This is a genomic window from Rhodopseudomonas palustris HaA2 (assembly GCF_000013365.1).
Lineage (GTDB): Bacteria > Pseudomonadota > Alphaproteobacteria > Rhizobiales > Xanthobacteraceae > Rhodopseudomonas > Rhodopseudomonas palustris_J.
Genome location: NC_007778.1, coordinates 4,882,722 through 4,899,880, shown reverse-complemented (window position 1 = coordinate 4,899,880; position 17,159 = coordinate 4,882,722). Strand labels below are relative to the sequence as shown.

The 17,159-nt window shown below is 66.9% G+C and carries 19 protein-coding genes; 11 read left to right on the top strand and 8 right to left on the bottom strand.

Going from position 1 to position 17,159, the window contains the following annotated elements; genetic code table 11:
* Positions 1 to 56: 56 nt before the first annotated feature.
* From RPB_RS21735 to RPB_RS21725, 3 genes are all read right to left on the bottom strand, one after another.
* On the bottom strand, positions 57 to 827 hold the full coding sequence (locus tag RPB_RS21735) for a hypothetical protein (RefSeq protein ID WP_011443186.1): 771 nt from the start codon (positions 825 to 827) through the stop codon (positions 57 to 59).
* A gap of 172 nt (positions 828 to 999) precedes the next feature.
* On the bottom strand, positions 1,000 to 2,166 hold the full coding sequence (locus RPB_RS21730; RefSeq protein WP_011443185.1) for a M48 family metallopeptidase: 1,167 nt from the start codon (positions 2,164 to 2,166) through the stop codon (positions 1,000 to 1,002).
* Between the two features lie 159 nt (positions 2,167 to 2,325).
* A complete protein-coding gene (locus tag RPB_RS21725) occupies positions 2,326 to 2,877 on the bottom strand; it encodes a LemA family protein (protein WP_011443184.1) in 552 nt (183 codons plus the stop codon).
* A gap of 261 nt (positions 2,878 to 3,138) precedes the next feature.
* Here RPB_RS21725 and RPB_RS21720 point away from each other — a divergent pair, with 261 nt between their 5' ends.
* The gene (locus RPB_RS21720; RefSeq protein WP_041798962.1) at positions 3,139 to 3,906 is read left to right on the top strand and encodes a sulfite exporter TauE/SafE family protein; all 768 of its coding nucleotides are present in this window, start codon (positions 3,139 to 3,141) and stop codon (positions 3,904 to 3,906) included.
* A 30-nt stretch (positions 3,907 to 3,936) separates the two neighbouring features.
* On the opposite strand, the gene ccoG is transcribed toward RPB_RS21720, so the two are convergent.
* The 4 genes from ccoG to RPB_RS21700 all read right to left on the bottom strand — a co-directional run bounded on the left by ccoG (position 3,937) and on the right by RPB_RS21700 (position 6,846).
* Positions 3,937 to 5,376 (bottom strand): cytochrome c oxidase accessory protein CcoG, encoded by a 1,440-nt coding sequence (ccoG, locus tag RPB_RS21715; protein WP_011443182.1) that lies wholly within the window; start codon positions 5,374 to 5,376, stop codon positions 3,937 to 3,939.
* 97 nt (positions 5,377 to 5,473) lie between these two features.
* Positions 5,474 to 5,674, bottom strand: a complete 201-nt coding sequence (locus RPB_RS21710; protein ID WP_011443181.1) for a hypothetical protein — start codon at positions 5,672 to 5,674, stop codon at positions 5,474 to 5,476.
* 12 nt (positions 5,675 to 5,686) lie between these two features.
* Entirely contained in the window at positions 5,687 to 6,304 is a 618-nt protein-coding gene (locus RPB_RS21705; RefSeq protein ID WP_011443180.1) for a YeeE/YedE thiosulfate transporter family protein, read from the bottom strand.
* A gap of 17 nt (positions 6,305 to 6,321) precedes the next feature.
* A complete protein-coding gene (locus tag RPB_RS21700) occupies positions 6,322 to 6,846 on the bottom strand; it encodes a YeeE/YedE thiosulfate transporter family protein (protein WP_011443179.1) in 525 nt (174 codons plus the stop codon).
* A 227-nt stretch (positions 6,847 to 7,073) separates the two neighbouring features.
* Here RPB_RS21700 and RPB_RS21695 point away from each other — a divergent pair, with 227 nt between their 5' ends.
* From RPB_RS21695 to RPB_RS21685, 3 genes are all read left to right on the top strand, one after another.
* Complete coding sequence (locus RPB_RS21695; protein WP_011443178.1) at positions 7,074 to 7,658, top strand: PadR family transcriptional regulator; 585 nt, start codon at positions 7,074 to 7,076, stop codon at positions 7,656 to 7,658.
* An 82-nt stretch (positions 7,659 to 7,740) separates the two neighbouring features.
* Positions 7,741 to 8,274: a ubiquinol-cytochrome c reductase iron-sulfur subunit gene (gene petA / locus RPB_RS21690; protein WP_011443177.1), complete on the top strand. Its 534-nt coding sequence runs from the start codon at positions 7,741 to 7,743 to the stop codon at positions 8,272 to 8,274.
* 151 nt (positions 8,275 to 8,425) lie between these two features.
* Positions 8,426 to 8,824 carry a NifB/NifX family molybdenum-iron cluster-binding protein gene (locus tag RPB_RS21685; protein ID WP_011443176.1) on the top strand — a complete coding sequence of 133 codons (399 nt, stop codon included), beginning with the start codon at positions 8,426 to 8,428 and terminating at the stop codon, positions 8,822 to 8,824.
* A gap of 477 nt (positions 8,825 to 9,301) precedes the next feature.
* Here the strand turns inward: RPB_RS21685 and RPB_RS21680 are convergent, their stop codons facing one another.
* Positions 9,302 to 9,505 (bottom strand): YgaP family membrane protein, encoded by a 204-nt coding sequence (locus RPB_RS21680; RefSeq protein WP_011443174.1) that lies wholly within the window; start codon positions 9,503 to 9,505, stop codon positions 9,302 to 9,304.
* 148 nt (positions 9,506 to 9,653) lie between these two features.
* Between RPB_RS21680 and RPB_RS21675 the strand changes: the two genes are divergently transcribed.
* The 7 genes from RPB_RS21675 (at position 9,654) to RPB_RS21645 (ending at position 17,007) form a co-directional block, all read left to right on the top strand.
* The gene (locus tag RPB_RS21675; RefSeq protein ID WP_011443173.1) at positions 9,654 to 9,974 is read left to right on the top strand and encodes an ArsR/SmtB family transcription factor; all 321 of its coding nucleotides are present in this window, start codon (positions 9,654 to 9,656) and stop codon (positions 9,972 to 9,974) included.
* Positions 9,975 to 9,976: 2 nt separating this feature from the next.
* Positions 9,977 to 10,978 (top strand): efflux RND transporter periplasmic adaptor subunit, encoded by a 1,002-nt coding sequence (locus RPB_RS21670; RefSeq protein ID WP_041798409.1) that lies wholly within the window; start codon positions 9,977 to 9,979, stop codon positions 10,976 to 10,978.
* Positions 10,975 to 14,205 carry an efflux RND transporter permease subunit gene (locus RPB_RS21665; protein WP_011443171.1) on the top strand — a complete coding sequence of 1,077 codons (3,231 nt, stop codon included), beginning with the start codon at positions 10,975 to 10,977 and terminating at the stop codon, positions 14,203 to 14,205. The genes RPB_RS21670 and RPB_RS21665 overlap by 4 nt, the downstream gene beginning before the upstream one ends.
* Before the next feature lie 58 nt (positions 14,206 to 14,263).
* A complete protein-coding gene (locus RPB_RS21660) occupies positions 14,264 to 14,917 on the top strand; it encodes a DsbA family protein (protein ID WP_041798958.1) in 654 nt (217 codons plus the stop codon).
* Between the two features lie 128 nt (positions 14,918 to 15,045).
* Positions 15,046 to 15,369: a hypothetical protein gene (locus tag RPB_RS21655; protein ID WP_011443169.1), complete on the top strand. Its 324-nt coding sequence runs from the start codon at positions 15,046 to 15,048 to the stop codon at positions 15,367 to 15,369.
* A gap of 4 nt (positions 15,370 to 15,373) precedes the next feature.
* Positions 15,374 to 16,639 carry a ferric reductase-like transmembrane domain-containing protein gene (locus RPB_RS21650; RefSeq protein WP_011443168.1) on the top strand — a complete coding sequence of 422 codons (1,266 nt, stop codon included), beginning with the start codon at positions 15,374 to 15,376 and terminating at the stop codon, positions 16,637 to 16,639.
* Positions 16,636 to 17,007, top strand: a complete 372-nt coding sequence (locus RPB_RS21645) for a cytochrome b5-like heme/steroid binding domain-containing protein (RefSeq protein ID WP_041798956.1) — start codon at positions 16,636 to 16,638, stop codon at positions 17,005 to 17,007. Before RPB_RS21650 ends, RPB_RS21645 begins: the two co-directional genes overlap by 4 nt.
* The last annotated feature ends 152 nt before the right edge of the window (positions 17,008 to 17,159 follow it).

The window sequence follows — 17,159 nt, the reverse complement described above, 5'->3', positions numbered from 1 at the left end:
CATTCGCCCGGCCGGAATGTCGTTCCCGATATAGCTAAAATCCGCGGCGAGGCGAATTATTTCTCGCCGGCTTCCGCCACATTGGTGCTGCGGCCGCCCTTGTCCTTGCCGACGAGGTCGGTGAGCTTGATGCGGTCGAACTCGCTCCAGACATTGGCGAGCCAGTGCCGGACATAGCCGCGCAGCACGAAGGAGTAGTTCGCCGGTTCGTCCTGGACGCCCTTGTTGGCGACGAATTTCAGGAACGGCACCGACGACACCTCGACCTGCTCGTAGGCCATTTCGTTGAGCTTCGGAATCGTCAGCTCGGTGGCGTCCTTGATGCGGTGGAAGTACGAATTGTAGGTCGCCTGGTCCCACTCGAAGAAGCTGGTGTTGTTGATGAAGTTCTTCACCAGATAATATTTCGCGCCGATCATGAAATTGGCGGTCTCGGCGATCTCGTCCAGGGAGGCGATCGACGGGCCGAGGATGTGGAACACCGCGAAGGTGATCTGGCCGGAGCGCGCGGCGTCGAGGAAGCCGATGTCGCGGAGCGAGGCCAGCGCCGGCGACAGCAGGCCGGCGCGGACGTCGATCACGGTCACCGACGGCGTCGCGGTGTTGAGCGTGTCGAAGATCTTCATCTGGTCGGCCGTCGTCGTCATGTCGACGATCTCGGTGATGCCGGGATGGAAGCGCTTCAAGGTGCCGCGCGGCGATTCGGTGTCGAAGGCGCGGGTCGGGATGTTGTTGGCGCTGAAATAGTCCAGCAAGGTTCGCGACACCGTGGTCTTGCCCACGCCGCCCTTGTCTGCGCCTACGACGATCACTGCTGGCTTCGCCATGAGATTCCTTTTCGGGCCCGGTTGATCCCCCACCGCGGAACCGCGGTGCAAGGCCCCTCTTTGGGCGCGAACATGGCAGAAACATGGGATAATTCAATTGTTGCCGCTGCACAGGACGGCAATCTCAACAAAATCGTTCCGATCGGGGGCGATTGCGTCCGGTTGGCCCGTGTCACACCCGCTTGCCCCACGGCCCGCGAAGGAATCGCCGCGCGCGCGGTGGCGAAGGCTCGCTCCATGGGCCAAGCGGGGCTGCGTCGTCCGGCGCCGCAGGCGCGGCTGAATCGTCGGCCGACGGCTCCGTTGCATCGGCCGGCGACGGCAGCGCCAGCGGGCCGGGATCGCGGCCGCCGGCGAATTGCACCAGCGCCGCCACCCGCTTTTCGACCGAGGGGTGGGTGGCGAACAAATCGGCGAAGCCCGAACGCGGATTGTCGACGCACATTTCCATCACCGCCGAGGTCGCGCCTTCCAGTTCGCCGCGGTTTTCGATCTTGCGCAGCGCCGAGATCATCGCGTCGGGGTTCTTGGTCAATTCCACCGAGCCCGCGTCGGCGAGATATTCGCGCGCGCGCGACAGCGCCAGCTTGACCACTTGCGACAGTAGCCAGGCCAGCACGATCAGCGCGATCGCCAGGATCACGACGAAGATCGCGCCGCCACCGCTTTTGCGGTCTCCCGATGACGACGACGAGGAGGACGACGACCCGCCGCTGCCGCCGCCGAAGCGGAAGCCGCCCTGGAAAAACAGCCGGAACATCATCTCGCCGAAGAACCCGACCACGCCGGCGATGATCACGGCGATCACCATCATCTGCACGTCGCCGTTGCGGATGTGGGTCAGCTCGTGGCCGAGCACCGCCTCGATTTCAGCGTCGTCGAGATTGGCCAGAAGGCCGCTCGTCACCGTGATGGCGTATTGCTTGGGATTGAGGCCGCTGGCGAAGGCGTTGAGCGCCGCGCTGTCCATGATCTTCAGTTGCGGCATCGGGATGCCGCGCGAGATGCACAGGTTCTCGAGCAGATTGTACAGCCGTGGCTGCTCCTGCCGCGTCACCGCATGGCCGCCGGTGACGGCGTCGATCAGCTTCTGATGGAAGAAATACGCGATCACAATCCACAGCGCCGCGCCGAGCGTGGCGAACGGCAGCGCCTTCACCAGGTCGACCGCCGCCGCATTGAGATAATACGCGACCGAGCGCCCGCCATCGATCATCACCTCGGCGATCAACGCGCCGGCGAACACCAGCACATAGATCAGCAGAAACAGCCCGATCAGCAGCGCGACCGAGCGGGTCCTGTTGGCGGCGATGTGCGTATAGAGACCGTAGGCGGCCATGAGGGCGATCCGTTAGTGTCGCAGCGCCGGCCTAAATTTCCCTCCCCCTTGCGGGGAGGGTGGCCGGCCGTAAGGCCGGTCGGGTGGGGGTGGGCCGCACACTCGGTGCCCGTGGACCCCCACCCCCCGACCCCTCCCCGCAAGGGGGAGGGGAGCAGATTAGAACTTCACCTGCGGCACCTGCTCGACCTGCGTCCTTGTCTCTCCGAGGTCGAAATAGTCCTTGTGGGTGAAGCCGAGCGGGGCGGCGAACAGGGCGGCCGGCATCTGCTGGATGCCGGTGTTGTATTCCTGCACGGCGTTGTTGAAGAACCGGCGGCTGGCCGCGATCTTGTTCTCGATGTCGCTGAGCTCGCTCTGCAATTGCTGGAAATTGGCGTTGGCCTTGAGGTCCGGATAGGCCTCGCTGAGCGCGATCAGCTTGCCGAGCGCGCCGGACAGCATGTTCTCGGCGGCGGCGACCTGGCCGGGGCCCTGCGCCGACATCGCGGCGTTGCGCGCCTTGATGACGTCGTCGAGCGTGCCGCGCTCATGCGCGGCGTAGCCCTTCACCGTTTCGATCAGATTGGGAATGAGGTCGTGCCGCTGCTTGAGCTGCACGTCGATGTCGGCGAAGGCCTGGCCGACGCGCTGCCGCAGCGCCACCAGACGGTTGTAGGTCATCAGTGCGAACACCGCGATCGCGACGATGATGCCGAGAAGGATCCACATATCAGCCGACTCTCCATGAATGGACGACGCGCCGACTCTATCCGAACTCGCGGCCGGGCGGCAGGCCGCGCGACGCGCGCCCTTGTTGGGTCGTCCGGAACGGCGGAACCGTTCAAGCGGCGGGATGCCCTGCGCAGTCCGGGGTGTGCCAATTGGACCGACTCGCAGTTCCGCTTGCAGCGGGACACCGTCTGCCGCATGCATCGTCGGCGTCAGCCGGTCGCTGCCGCCGGCCGCTCCGTCCCGCACCCGCGAGTCCCCTTGTCGTCGATCATCCTCGATCCCTGGTTCTATGTCGCCGCCGTACCCGCGGTGTTGCTGCTCGGGCTGGCCAAGGGCGGCTTCTCGGGGATCGGCATCGCGGCGACGCCGCTGCTGGCGCTGTTCCTGCCGCCGCTGGAGGCCGCCGCGCTGCTGCTGCCGGTGCTGATCAGCCAGGACATGATCTCGCTCTACGTCTATCGCCGGCATTGGGACGCGCGCAGCCTGAAGATCATGCTGCCGGGCGCGCTGGCCGGGATGGGCCTGGCGTGGTGGACCGCCTCGATCGTCTCCGACGACGTGGTGCGGCTGATCGTCGGCGGCGTCGGCGTCGCCTTCGTGCTCAATGTCTGGCTGCGGCCGCAATTGTCGCCGGCGAAGGGCTCGACCGCGGCCGGAGTGTTCTGGGGCGGCGTCTCCGGCTTCACCTCGTTCATGACCCAGGGCGGCGGGCCGCCTTATCAGGTCTACATGCTGCCGCAGCAACTGCCGAAGCTGGTGCTGGTCGGCACCACCACGATCTTCTTCGCAATCCTCAACGTGCTGAAGATCGGGCCGTATATCCTGCTCGGCCAGTTCAACACCGCCAATCTCGCGACCTCGATCGCGCTGCTGCCGCTCGCCGCCGCCGCGAATCTGGCGGGGATCTGGCTGATCCGGCGGATGCCGACCGCGCTGTTCTACCGGATCGCCTATGTGTTGCTGTTCGTCGTCTCGCTGGCGCTGGTGCTGCAGGGCCTCGCCAACATACTGCGCGGCGCGAACTGACGCGGCCTGGAGCCCGCGCCAGTTGGTCCGTCAGTTGGTCGGCGGCACGAAGTGATCGGTCGCGGCGGCAGTTTCGCCGGTGGCCGGGTCCTTCACCTCGAAGGTGATCCTGACCGATTTGGCCGGCACCAGGTCGGCCGGCACCTGCACCGAAATCCGCAATTCGCGGCTCTGGTCCTGGCCGATCTCGACGCCGATCTGCTCGCCGGCGCCATGGCCGACGCCGGGCGTCTGCATCGTGGCGCCGGGCACGCCGAGCACGGAGATCGTCACCGCCCGCGCCGTCGGCCGCTTGTTGAGCAGCCGCACGGTGTAGTCGTTGCGCACGCCGCCGTCGGACAGCGCCACGAACAGCGGGTTGCGTTCGTGCAGCACGTTGACGTCGAGCGAGCCGCGGGTCGCCAGCGCATAGACCATCACCGCGCCGGTCAGCACGATCATCGCCGAGTACATGATGGTGCGTGCGCGGATCGGCCGGTACACCGGCGGCTTGCCTTCCAGCCTGCGCTGGCCGTTGATGTCGGTGTCGTAGGCGATCAGTCCGGTCGGACGGCCGACCTGCTGCATCACATGGGTGCAGGCGTCGATGCACAGGCCGCATTGCACGCAGCCGAGCTGCAGCCCTTCGCGGATGTCGACGCCGGTCGGGCAGACATTGACGCATTGATGGCAGTCGACGCAGTCGCCGGCGCTCTCGCCGTGCTGCCGCGCCAGCTCGGCCTTCTTCACCGACATTCGCGGCTCGCCGCGGTCGACCCGGTAGGTGACGTTGAGCGCCCATTCGTCGGTCAGCGCCGCCTGGATCCGCGGCCACGGGCACATGTAGATGCAGACCTGCTCGCGCATGAATCCGGCGAGCGTGTAGGTGGTGAAGGTCAGAATGCCGATCCACACATAGGCGACCATCGGCGCCTGGAACGTCACCAGTTCCTTCACCAGCGTCGGCGCGTCGGCGAAATACAGCACCCAGGCGCCGCCGGTCCACCAGGCGATCATCAGCCAGATGAAATGCTTGGCGGCGAGTTCGCCGGCGCGACGCGCGGTGAAGCCGTGCTGGTCCTTGAGGATGCGATGGCGGCGGTCGCCTTCGATGAAGCGCTCGACCGCGTAGAACAGGTCGGTCCACACCGTCTGCGGACAAAGATAGCCGCACCACAGCCGGCCGGCCAGCGCGTTCATCAGGAACAGCGCCAGCGCCGCCATGATCAGGAGGCCGGTGAAGTAGTACACCTCCTGCGGCCACAGCTCGATGAAGAAGAAATAGAAGCGCCGGGCCGGGATGTCGATCAGCACCGCCTGGTCGGGCAGGCCGGGGCCGCGATCCCAGCGCAGGAACGGCGTGAAGTAGTAGATCGACAGCGTGATCGCCAGCAGCGTCCATTTGATCCGGCGGAAGCGGCCGTGCACCGCCTGCGGATAGATCTTCTTGCGAGGAGCGTAGAGCGGCCCCTCGATATTTGTTTCTGTCATGGCGAACGCTTTTGTTGAAGCGCGATCCGGAGACGAGATCGGGCGTCGAGAACCGATCGGACGAGGACGACGATCCGCAGGGCGTCGTCCATTCCGGTCAACGGACGGAGGGGCGGGCGATCTTGCGTGCGACCAGGAACGACACCGGCATCGCCAGCACGAAGCCGGCGGCCACGGCCAGTGGAATCCACGTCATCGCCTGCTCCGACAGGCTCGGCACCGCCAGCACGGCGACCATCAGCATCCCCGCCAGCGTGGCGCCGCCGATGATCCAGAGCACGACTGCTACCTTGAACATCATTCTCTCCTGCTATTCGGCCGGAACGATCCGGGCCTTGAATTCGGTGGAAGCTGCGTGGGACCCGTCGACATCCGACCCGAGATCGTCGCGCCACGGGCGCCACCGCTCCATCAACGCCAGCACGGCGATCAGCATCACTGCCAAACCGACGGCGCCCTGCCAATACGGAAGACCCACAAGGTCGGTGAAGATCAGCGGCTTGCCGGTGCCGATCAGGTTGGTGGCGATCCAGGGCTGCGCGTAGGAAAACGCCACCGCGCCGGCGAGGCCGCCGAGCAGGGTGAAGATCGCGTCCCGATAGCCGACGCCGATCTGCGCCAGCGTGGTGCCGGGGCAGGCGCCGGCCAGCGCGATTCCAACGCCGAGCAGCAGCCCGCCGACGATATCGGCGGCGTACAGCGCGGCCTTCGGATGCAGCTTGACGAAGCCGAAGCCGTGCAGCACCGCGAGCACCAGCGCGCCGGTCGCCACCGCGGTGAGGAACATCTTGAGCATGATGAAATTGCGCAATTGCATCTGCCCGACGATCATGCCCGGCTCGAACACCCGCGATTTCTCCAGAGCGAAGCCGAACACGATCCCCATTGCGAGGCCGATTGCGACGGCCGTCCAGACTGAACCCATCATCGACGCTCTCCTCGGTTTCAGATGCGACGCAGCAGCAGCGTCGCCGTGACGATGCCGCCGACGAACATCGCGGCGACCGCGACGGTGGAGCCGACCGACAATTGCGCGACGCCGGAGACGCCGTGGCCGCTGGTGCAGCCGTCGGCGATCCGCGCGCCGAACAGCATCAGGAAGCCGGCGACGAAGGCGACTGCGTAGCGCAACGTGGCGGAGGAGGAGCCGAGCGCGCGGCTCCAGATCGGCGAGATCGGCTGGCGCCGGGCGCCGGATAGTTTCATCGACAGGAAGGCACCGATCGCGATGCCGCCGACCAGCGCGACCTGCCAGAGGTTCTTGGCCGTCGGCGCGACATGACTGGCGGCGTATTTGATCTGCAGCAGCGAGGGATCGATCCAGCTCGCCAGCGCGTCACCGACGGTGACGAACGACGACGAGGCGCCGAGCGCGGTCTGGATCATCAGAAACGCCGGGATCTGCAGCAGTCCGATCACCACGCCGGCGACGTAGGGCGACCAGGCCTTGTCGAGGAAGGACGGCATCATGCCTCTCCTTAAACATTCGAATATATCAAAACGATATGTCTTTGCGGCTTGTGCCGTTTGATCTGGATCAATGGAGTTGCGCTAAAAGGTATCCTTGGAATGGGGGTATTGAGTATCCGGGCACCGATTGTGCGGCAGGGGCGCCGCTCTGGCGGGCTGATCGAAGATATATCTTTACAACCCCCGGGCTGGGGCGTACTTACGATATATCTTCGTGAGGTTTGGCCATGGAAGGCATCGACAACGGCTTGCGGCGATGCGGCTCCGGATGCCGCTGGGGCCGCCGTGGCTTCGGCGGGCGTGGCGCCGGCAACGGCGAGACGACCCGCGCCGGCCGGATGCTGGCGCAGGGCGACCTCAAACTGATCGCGCTGGCGCTGATCGCCGAGCAGCCGCGCCACGGCTACGACATCATCAAGGTGATCGAGGAGAAGACCGCGGGCTGGTACGCGCCGAGCCCCGGCGTGGTGTACCCGACGCTGACCTATCTGGAGGAGATGGGCCACGTCGTCGCGCAGCCGGAAGGCGCCAAGAAACTCTACGTCATCACCGACGACGGCCGCGATCAGCTCGCGGCGAACCGCGTGCTCGCCGACGCGGTGTTCGAGCGGCTGGCCAGCTTCGGCGAAATGATGCGCCAGCAGACCGGCAATGGGGGCGGCGCCGAGGGCGGCGATGTTCCGCCGCTGCTGCGCGCCGCGCTCGACAATCTGCGCGACGTGGCGATCCGGCAGATCGCCAAGGACGCGGACAATGAAGCCGAGCTGGTCGCGATTCTCGCGCGCGCGGCGGGTGAACTACGCAAAGTTTAGCCACGAGAGCGGGGCGGCCCCGCAGGACATTCGGCTGCGCATCGGATCGATCCGGAATGCAGCCGCTACTCAGGAGACCAAGATGACCGCAATCACATCCGCACAGCCCAATCGGCGCGACGTGCTGTTTCTGGCCACCGGCGCGCTCGCCACGGTCGGCACAGCGGCGGCAATCTGGCCGTTCGTATCGCAGCTCAATCCCGACGCCGCGACGATCGCCGCCGGCTTCCCGCTGGAGGTCGATCTCGCGCCGCTCGCCGAAGGTCAGGTGATCAAGGTGTTCTGGCGCGGCCAGCCGATCTTCATCAATCACCGCACGCCGAAGGAAATCGAATCGGCGCAGACCGCGGACTGGAAGAGCATGCGCGATCCGCAGCCGGATTCCGAGCGGGTCAAGGCCGGCCACGAACAGTGGCTGGTGGTGTCGGCGATCTGCACCCATCTCGGCTGCATCCCGACCGAGCATCAGGGCAATTACGACGGCTGGTTCTGCCAGTGCCACGGCTCGCAATATGATTCCTCGGGCCGCATCAGGCTCGGGCCGGCGCCGCTCAATCTGGCGCTGGTGCCGTACAAATTCACCGCCGACGACAAGGTTCTGATCGGCGAAGCCTGAGCGCGCCTGCCGCGCCGCATCTGAGCTGACCGGCCGCGCCTCGGCGCAGCGGTCGACCTGCGCCGACCGTCCGGCACCGTCCGCTGTTCAGCGCGCGGCCGATCAACGGCGCGCGCCCGGACTCCACTCCAACCACCGAAAGACCAGAGCCATGCTGATCGCCGTCGCCAGCCAGAATTTCCGCACCGTCACCGGCCATGCCGGCAAGTCCCGCCGCTTCATGGTGTTCGATGCGGCGCCCGGCCGCGCCCCGCAGGAGGTCGATCGCCTCGACCTGCCGAAGGAGATGTCGATTCACGAATTCACCGAGCAGGGCCCGCATCCGCTCGACGCCGTCGATGTGGTGATCGCCGGCAGCGCCGGTGCCGGCTTCATCAGCCGGATGGCCGCGCGCGATGTCATCGCGATCACCACCGCCGAAACCGACCCGGTCGTCGCGGTGCAGACCTATCTCGCCGGCACGCTCGCCCCCGCCGCGCCGCACGATCACGACGACGAGGCGGAAGAAGAAGGCGGCTGCGACTGCCATTGCGGCCAGGCGGCGGGCTGAATTCTCTTCTCACGGATCGCGCATGCATCAATCAACACCACCTCATACTGAGAGGCTGACTCAAAATGAGCGCAACAAGATCAGGCACTTGAGTTCGTCATTGCGAGGAGCGAAGCGACGAAGCAATCCAGAAGCCTCATACTCGGCGCTGGATTGCTTCGCTTCGCTCGCAATGACGGGGATAGGGCTTTGATTTGGCGGTCTGCATGTCCAGTCAGACTCTGAGCAGCCCGGTTTCGCTCGCAGAGCGACGCCGGGCGTCTCGAAGGATGGCGGCGGGAGCCGGCTTCACAGCGGCGCAGAGCAGCTCATGGTTCGAGACGGCGCTGCGCGCCTCCTCGCCAAGAGGGCTCGGCTTTTGTTACTTCGTCATGCGCGGGCTCGGCCCGCGCATCCATCCCGGTTTTTCGCAGGATGATGGATTGCCGGGTCAAGCCCGGCAATGACTGGGTTGTGTCGTTCGACGCGCAACCCGCCTCACGAGAACGCGTTGCCGCTCTTGACGCCGAGCTTCTTGAACACGATCGCCGCCGGGCAGAAGCCGGTGAACGACGCCTGGATCATGTTGACGCCGGCGAACGCCGCCAGCAGCAGCCAATAGGGGCTGACCAGCCAGCCGAGCGCGAGGCTTGCGAGCACCACGACGCCGGCGAAGGCGAGCACGGTCTGATCGATATTCATTGTCGTCTCCATTTGCTTCGAGCGTGATTGAGCGGACCCGACGGACCGTTCTGGGCGCGCGGGCCAAAATCCGTTCCGCCTGAATTCGTGATTGACGTTATATTCGAATAATCGTATATACGCAACTATGAAAATACAGGTCGAGCTCATGGAAGCCGCTGCCGATCAGGCCAGCGACTTGTTGAAGGCGCTGGCGAACCGGCATCGGCTGTTGATCGTCTGCCAGCTCATCGGCGGCGAACGCTCGGTCGGCGATCTCGCGGAGGTCCTGAGCCTGCGCGATTCGACCGTCTCCCAGCACCTCGCGCTGTTGCGCAAGGACGGGCTGGTGGCGGCCCGCCGCGACGCCCAGACGATCTACTACTCGATCGCGAGCGAGCCGGCTCGCGAACTCCTGACCACGCTGTACCGGCTGTACTGTCCGGCGCCGCCCGCGCGGAAGACGGCAAGCAAACCTGAGAAGGCATGACGATGCGGATTCGCGACATGATCACGGCCGGTGCCTGCGCCGCCCTCCTGCTCGGCGCGGCGGCGACGCCCGCGGCGGCGGCGACGCTCACGGTGGCGGAGCAGAAGGTCTCGGACGAGAAGGCGGTGTTCGCCACCGTCGAGAGCATCAGCGTCGTGCCGGCGCGCAGCCGGATCGGCGGCACCGTGATCGCCCTGAAAGTGCGCGAGGGCGACAGCGTCGCCCGCGGCCAGGAAATCGCGACGATCGGCGACGACAAGCTGACGCTGCAGATGAATTCGCTCGACGCGCAGATGCAGGCGCTGCTGGCGCAGGCGTCGCAGGCGCAGATCGATTTCGACCGCACCAGCGGCCTGGTCGAACGCGGCACGCTGGCGCGCACCAAGCTCGACGAGGCGCGCACCACGCTCAACGTGGCCGAGAACAATCTGCGCGCCAAGACCGCGGAGCGCGCGGTGGTGCAGCAGCAGTTCAAGGAGGGCCAGGTGCTGGCGCCCGACGACGGCCGCGTGCTGAAGAAGATGGTCGCGGTCGGCTCGGTGGTGCTGCAGGGCGATACCATCGTCACGGTGGCGCAGCAGCACTACAAGCTGCGGCTGCGGGTGCCGGAACGGCACGCGCGGTTCCTCAAACAGGGTGATCGCGTTCGCGTCGACGGCGCCGAGTTCGGCGACCACACGGCGAAGTTCGGCACGATTGACCTCGTCTACCCGCTGATCGAGGACGGCCGCGTCGTCGCCGATGCCTCCGTCGAGGGGCTCGGCCAGTATTTCGTCGGCGACCGGCTGCGGGTGTGGGTCTCCGGCGGCGAGCGCCCGGCCTTCGTCATTCCGTCGCGCTACATCAAGACCGAATTCGGCATCGACTACGTCCAGCTCGGCGAGCCGGGCAAGACCGTCGCGGTGCCGGTGCAGCGCGGCCGCGATCATCCCACGCCGGACATGCCGGACGGCCTCGAGATCCTCTCGGGCCTGCGTAATGGTGACAGGTTGGTGCAGCCGTGAACCTCGGAATCTCGGGCCGCCTGACCAAGGCCACCATCCTTTCCCCGCTGACGCCGCTGTTCCTGCTGGCCTCGCTCGTCGTCGGGCTGTTCGCGCTGGTCGCGATCCCGCGCGAGGAGGAGCCGCAGATCAGCGTGCCGATGGTCGACATCCGCATCAATGCCGACGGCCTGCACGGTCCCGACGCGGTCGAGCTGGTGACCAAGCCGCTGGAGGCCATCGTCAAGGGCATCGACGGCGTCGAGCACGTCTACAGCCAGACCGAAGACGACCGCGTGATCGTCACCGCTCGGTTTCTGGTCGGCACCAAGGCCGAGGATGCGATCCTGCGCGTCCACGAGAAGATCCGCGCCAATCTCGACCGGATCCCGGTCGGCATCGCCGAGCCGCTGATCGTCGGCCGCGGCATCAACGACGTCGCCATCACGGTGCTGACGCTGTCGCCGAAGCCGGAGGCGGCCAGCCGCTGGACCGACAAGGACCTCTATGAGCTCGCCGACAAGCTGCGCTCCGAACTGATGAAGGTCGACAATGTCGGCCTGACCTACATCTCGGGCGGCGGCGCGCAGCAGATCCGGGTCGAGCCCGATCCGGAGAAGCTGTCGTTGTACGGCGTGACGTTGCAGCAGCTCGTCGCCAAAGTGAAGGACGCCAACCGCTCGTTCCTCGCCGGCTCGGCGCGCGACGGCGGCGGGATGCGCAGCGTTTCCGCCGGCCAGACGCTGATGGGGATTCCCGACATCGGCCTGCTGTTGATCGCCACCCGCGACAACCGCCCGGTCTACGTCAAGGACGTCGCCTCGGTGATCGTCGGACCGAATGCCGCCGAGCACCGTGTCTGGAACGATGCGCGCAGCGGTGACGGCAATTGGGACCGCGTGCCCGCGGTCAGCGTCGCGCTCGCCAAGCGCGCCGGCGCCAACGCCGTGGTGGCGTCGCACGACATCAAGACGCGGCTCGCCGCGCTCGAGGGCACGCTGATTCCGAGCGACGTCGCCGTCACCGTGACGCGCGACTACGGCGAGACCGCCAACGAGAAGGCCAACGAACTGCTGCTGCATCTCGGCATCGCCACGATCTCGATCGTGGTACTGATCGCGATCGCGATCGGCTGGCGCGAGGCGGTGGTGACTGCCGTGGTGATCCCGACCACGATCCTGCTGACGCTCTTCGCCGCCAATCTGATGGGCTACACCATCAACCGCGTCAGCCTGTTCGCGCTGATCTTCTCCATCGGCATCCTGGTCGACGACGCCATCGTGGTCGTCGAGAACATCGCCCGGCATTGGGGGATGAAGGACGGCCGGCCTCGGCTGCAGGCCACCATCGAGGCGGTGGCCGAGGTCGGCAATCCCACCGTGATCGCGACGCTCACCGTGGTCGCGGCCTTGTTGCCGATGCTGTTCGTGTCCGGGCTGATGGGCCCCTATATGGCGCCGATCCCCGCCAATGCGTCGGCGGCAATGCTGTTCTCGTTCTTCGTCGCGATGGTGGTGGCGCCGTGGCTGATGCTGAAGCTCGCGCCGCGCGCGGGCGCCGCTGTCGCCGCGCATGATGCGCATGACGAGGGCCGGCTCGGCCGGCTGTATCGCCGCATCGCCTCGCCGATCGTCGCCAGCAAGCGCGCGTCGTGGATCTTCCTGCTCGGCGTCGGCGTCGCCACGCTGGCCTCGATGGTGCTGTTCTACACCAAGTCGGTGACGGTGAAGCTGCTGCCGTTCGACAACAAGAGCGAGATCGCGGTGGTGCTCGACCTGCCGGAAGGCGCGACGGTGGAAGATACCGAGCGGACGCTGTTCGCCGCCGCCGACATCGCCCGTGGTCTCCCTGAAATCACCTCGGTGCAGAGCTACGCCGGCACGCCGGCGCCGTACAATTTCAACGGCCTGGTGCGCCAGTATTACTTGCGCGAACGCCCCGAGCTCGGCGAATTGCAGGTCAATCTCGCCGCGCGCGGCGATCGTTCGCGCCCCAGTCACGCCATCGCGCTCGATCTGCGCGAGCGGCTGAAGGCGCTGTCGGTCCCGGCCGGCACCAGCCTCAAGGTCGTCGAAGTGCCGCCCGGCCCGCCGGTGATGGCGACGCTGTTGGCCGAGATCTACGGCCCCGACGCCGCGACGCGGCGCGCGGTCACCGCGGAGGTGAAGAAGATCTTCAAGGACGTGCCGTTCATCGTCGATATCGACGATTCGATCGGCCAGCCGCGGCCGCGACTGCGGCTGTCGATCGATCAGGACCGACTGGAGTTCTTCGGCGTCGAGCAGAAGGACGTCTACGACACCATCGCGACGCTGTTCGGCGGCACTTCGATCGGCTACTCGCATCGCGGCGAGGACCGCAACCCGATCGCCATCAACGTCGCCCTGCCGAAGCGCGACCTGGTCTGGAACGAGGCGCTGGCCTCGACCCCGGTGCCGGCCAACACGCTGCCGGGCGCCAAGACCGTCGTCGAACTCGGCCAACTCGTGAAGGCGACCCGCGAAGTCGGCTCGCCCTTGATCTTCCGCCGCGACGGCCGCTTCGCCGACATGGTGATGGCTGAACTCGCGGGTAAGTTCGAGGCGCCGCTGTACGGCATTCTCGAGGTCGACAAGCGCATCGAGGCGCACGACTGGGGCAAGCTGCCGAAGCCGGCGATCAGCCTGCACGGTCAGCCGTCCGACGAATCCCGTCCGACGCTGCTGTGGGACGGCGAATGGGAGATCACCTGGGTGACGTTCCGCGACATGGGCGCGGCGTTCGGCGCGGCGATCGTCGGCATCTACGTGCTGGTGGTGGCCCAGTTCAAGAGCTTCAAGCTGCCGCTGGTGATCCTGACGCCGATCCCGCTGACGCTGATCGGCATCCTGATCGGCCATTGGCTGCTCGGCGCGCCGTTCACCGCCACCTCGATGATCGGTTTCATCGCGCTCGCCGGCATCATCGTGCGCAACTCGATCCTGCTGGTCGATTTCATCCGCCATTCCGGCGGCGCGGGCAAAACCTTGCGCGAGGTCGTGCTGCAGGCCGGCGCGGTGCGGTTCAAGCCGATCCTGCTCACCGCGCTGGCGGCGATGATCGGGGCGGCGACGATCCTGCTCGATCCGATCTTCCAGGGGCTGGCGATCTCGCTGCTGTTCGGGCTCGCCTCGTCGACGCTGCTGACGGTGCTGGTGATTCCGGCGATCTACATCGTGCTGCGCGACAAATCGCCGACTCCGCCCGCCGGTCCGGTGGCAAAGGGATAGCATCGCCGGCCGATCCGGGGCACAAAGGTCCGATCCCGCCACGATGGAATTGGAACCGATGATGATCACCCGACGATCGGCGCTGATGACCGCCCTGTCGCTCGCGCCGGCGCTGGCCGCGTCGAAGGCGTGGGCCGCACCGGCCGCGCCGGCGTCGGACGACAACGTGCTGTCGACCGAGGCGGTGCTGCGCGATCCCGACATTCCGGTCGCCGGCAATCCCGACGGCGACATCACCATCGTCGAGTGGTCGGACTATCGCTGTCCCTACTGCAAGAAGGTTGCGCCCGATCTCAGGCAGGTCGTGAAGGACGACGGCAAGGTTCGTCTGGTGCTGAAGGACTGGCCGATCTTCGGCGGCATCTCGGTCGATGCGGCCAAGATGGTGCTGGCGTCGAAATATCAGGGCAAGTTCTTCGAGGCGCACGACGCGCTGATCGGCAGCACCGCGAAACTGACGTCGGCCGGCCTCACCGAATTGCTCGGCGCCGGCGGCGTCGACGTCGCGCGCGCGACCAGGGACCTCGACACCAACGGCGCCGCGATCGAGGCGATCCTGGCGCGGAACGATGCGCAGGCGAAGGCGTTCGGCTTCCAGGGCACGCCGGCCTTCATCGTCGGCCGGTTCCGGGTGCCGGGCGTGCTCGACGTCGCAATGTTCAAGCAGGCGATCAAGGACGCCCGCGCGGCGGCGGCGCAGCAGAAGAAATAATCGTCGCCCGAGCGCGGAGCGAACAGGGGCGGCACCGCTGGTCGCGGCTCCGTTGGTTGATCTGAATCATCAAAGCGACGCAGCCGTGCGCTAGGCTGCGACGCCTCATCGACAGCAGGACGACGCTCATGCTGTGCAGACTCATCGCGATCGGTCTCATCGTGCTTCTCGGCGGGACGGCTGTTCAGGCCGTTTCGGGTGCAGCGCGTGCCGCGCCATGGCGCGCCGACGAGGGCAATACCCGCGGCTGGATGCTGATGTCGCCGCAGGAGCGCATCGCGCATCAGGCGCGGGTGCGCGGCTTCACCGATTACGAGTCCTGCGAAGCCTATCGCGCCGAGCATCACGCCTTGATGGTGCAGCGCGCGCGCGAGCGCGGCCTCGATCTGCCGGGCGGCCATTGGGATTTCTGCAGCCGCCTGAAACGCGGCGCGCCGCCGCGGCCGGATTGAGCCGGTGGCATCCCCCGCCGCGGCGCTGCAACGCTGGTCGATCCCGCTGCTCACGCTTTCCGTGCCGCTCGGATTCGTGGCGTGGGCGTTTCCGACAGGCCTCGCGCCGCTGCGCGCGGCCGGCATCGTCACCGGCTGGCTCGGCTGCGGGCTGCTGCTGGTGAGCCTGCTGCTGATGCTGCGCGAGCCGCGGCTCGCCTATTGGCTCGGCGGGCTGGAGCGGATGTATCGCTGGCATCACGTCACCGGCGTCGTCGCTTATGTGGCGCTGCTGCTGCATCCGCTCGCGCTCGCCGCCGGCAATCTCGCCGCGTCGCCGCGCCTCGCCTGGCAGACGTTGTCGCCGGCGACGGAGAGCTGGCAGGTGTGGTCGGGTTGGCTCGGCCTGCTGCTGTTGATGGTCGGCCTCGCCACCACTTTCACCCCGAGCATCCGCTACGGCCTGTGGCGCTGGCTGCACGCGCTGCTCGGTATCGGCGTGGTGATCGGTCTCGTGCATCTGATCCTGCTCGGCATCGACGAGCCGGTGCTGCCGATCCTCGCGGCGGCGGCAGGAATCCTCGGCTGGCGGCTGCTGCGCGGCGATCTCGGCCTCGCGGCGCGGCCCTATATCGTCGCGGCGGTGCGCAAGCTGACGCCGCAGTCCGTCGAGATCGAATTGCGCCCGCTGGCCGATCCGGTGACCGTGACCGCCGGGCAATTCGTGCTGGTCGCGTTCGGCAACGGCCCGCTGTATCGCGGCTGCGGCGAATTCCATCCCTTCACCATCAGCGCGATCGATCGCGACGGCGCGCTGCGCCTGGCGGTGAAGGCGCTCGGCGATTGTACGCGGCGAATGCTGTCGATCGAGCCCGGCGTCGCGGCGCGGGTGATCGGCGGCTTCGGCGGCCTGCTCGGCGACGCCGGCGCATCGCCGCAATTGTGGATCGCCGGCGGCATCGGCGTCACGCCGTTCGTCGCTCTGCTGAACGAGGGCAGGCTGCGCCAGCCGGTGCGGCTGCTGTATCTGTATCGCCGCGAGGCCGATGCGACCTATCTGCCGGAGCTGCGCGCGATCGCGGCATCCGATCCGCAACTGAAATTGCAGGCGGTCGCCACCGGCGACGATCTGCCCGATCTCGATCGCCTGCTGCCCGCTACCAGCGAGTTGTCAGGCGTCGAGTGCTATCTGTGCGGGCCGGCGGGCCTGGTCGCGGCGCTGCAGCGGGCGCTCGGCGCGCGCGGGGTCGCCGCCCAGCACATCCACTTCGAAAACTTCGAGTTCAGATAATGCGCAGATTGTATTTCGCCGCCACCGCGACGTTCTGGATCGCCGTACTCGGCTTCTGGGCCGGCAGCGCGCTGACGCCGGTCACCCGGCAGCCGGCGGTCGCCGCCGACCGCGACATCACGGCGGCGGAACTCGCCCGCCACGCCACGCCCGCCGATTGCTGGATGGCGATCCGCGGCAGCGTCTATGATCTCACCGGCTATCTGCCGGACCATCCGTCGCGGCCATCGATCATCGAGCCGTGGTGCGGCAAGGAGGCGACCGACGCCTACAACACCAAGAGCAAGGGTCGCGCCCATTCCGGCGAAGCCGATGCGATGCTGCCGAAATACCGGATCGGCCGCTTCGTCACCGGCAGCGCGCAATAAGACTGGTTTGCAGTTGGCGCCGGCGGCGCCGCGAGCGGTTGTGTGACGGGCGGCGTCAGCATTCTGTCAGGCGATCAGGCCTAGAACCGGGCTGGTCGCAAAGGCTGCGGGAGCCTGCGCGCCGTCGGCCGTCCGCCGGCCAAGCCAGCGAG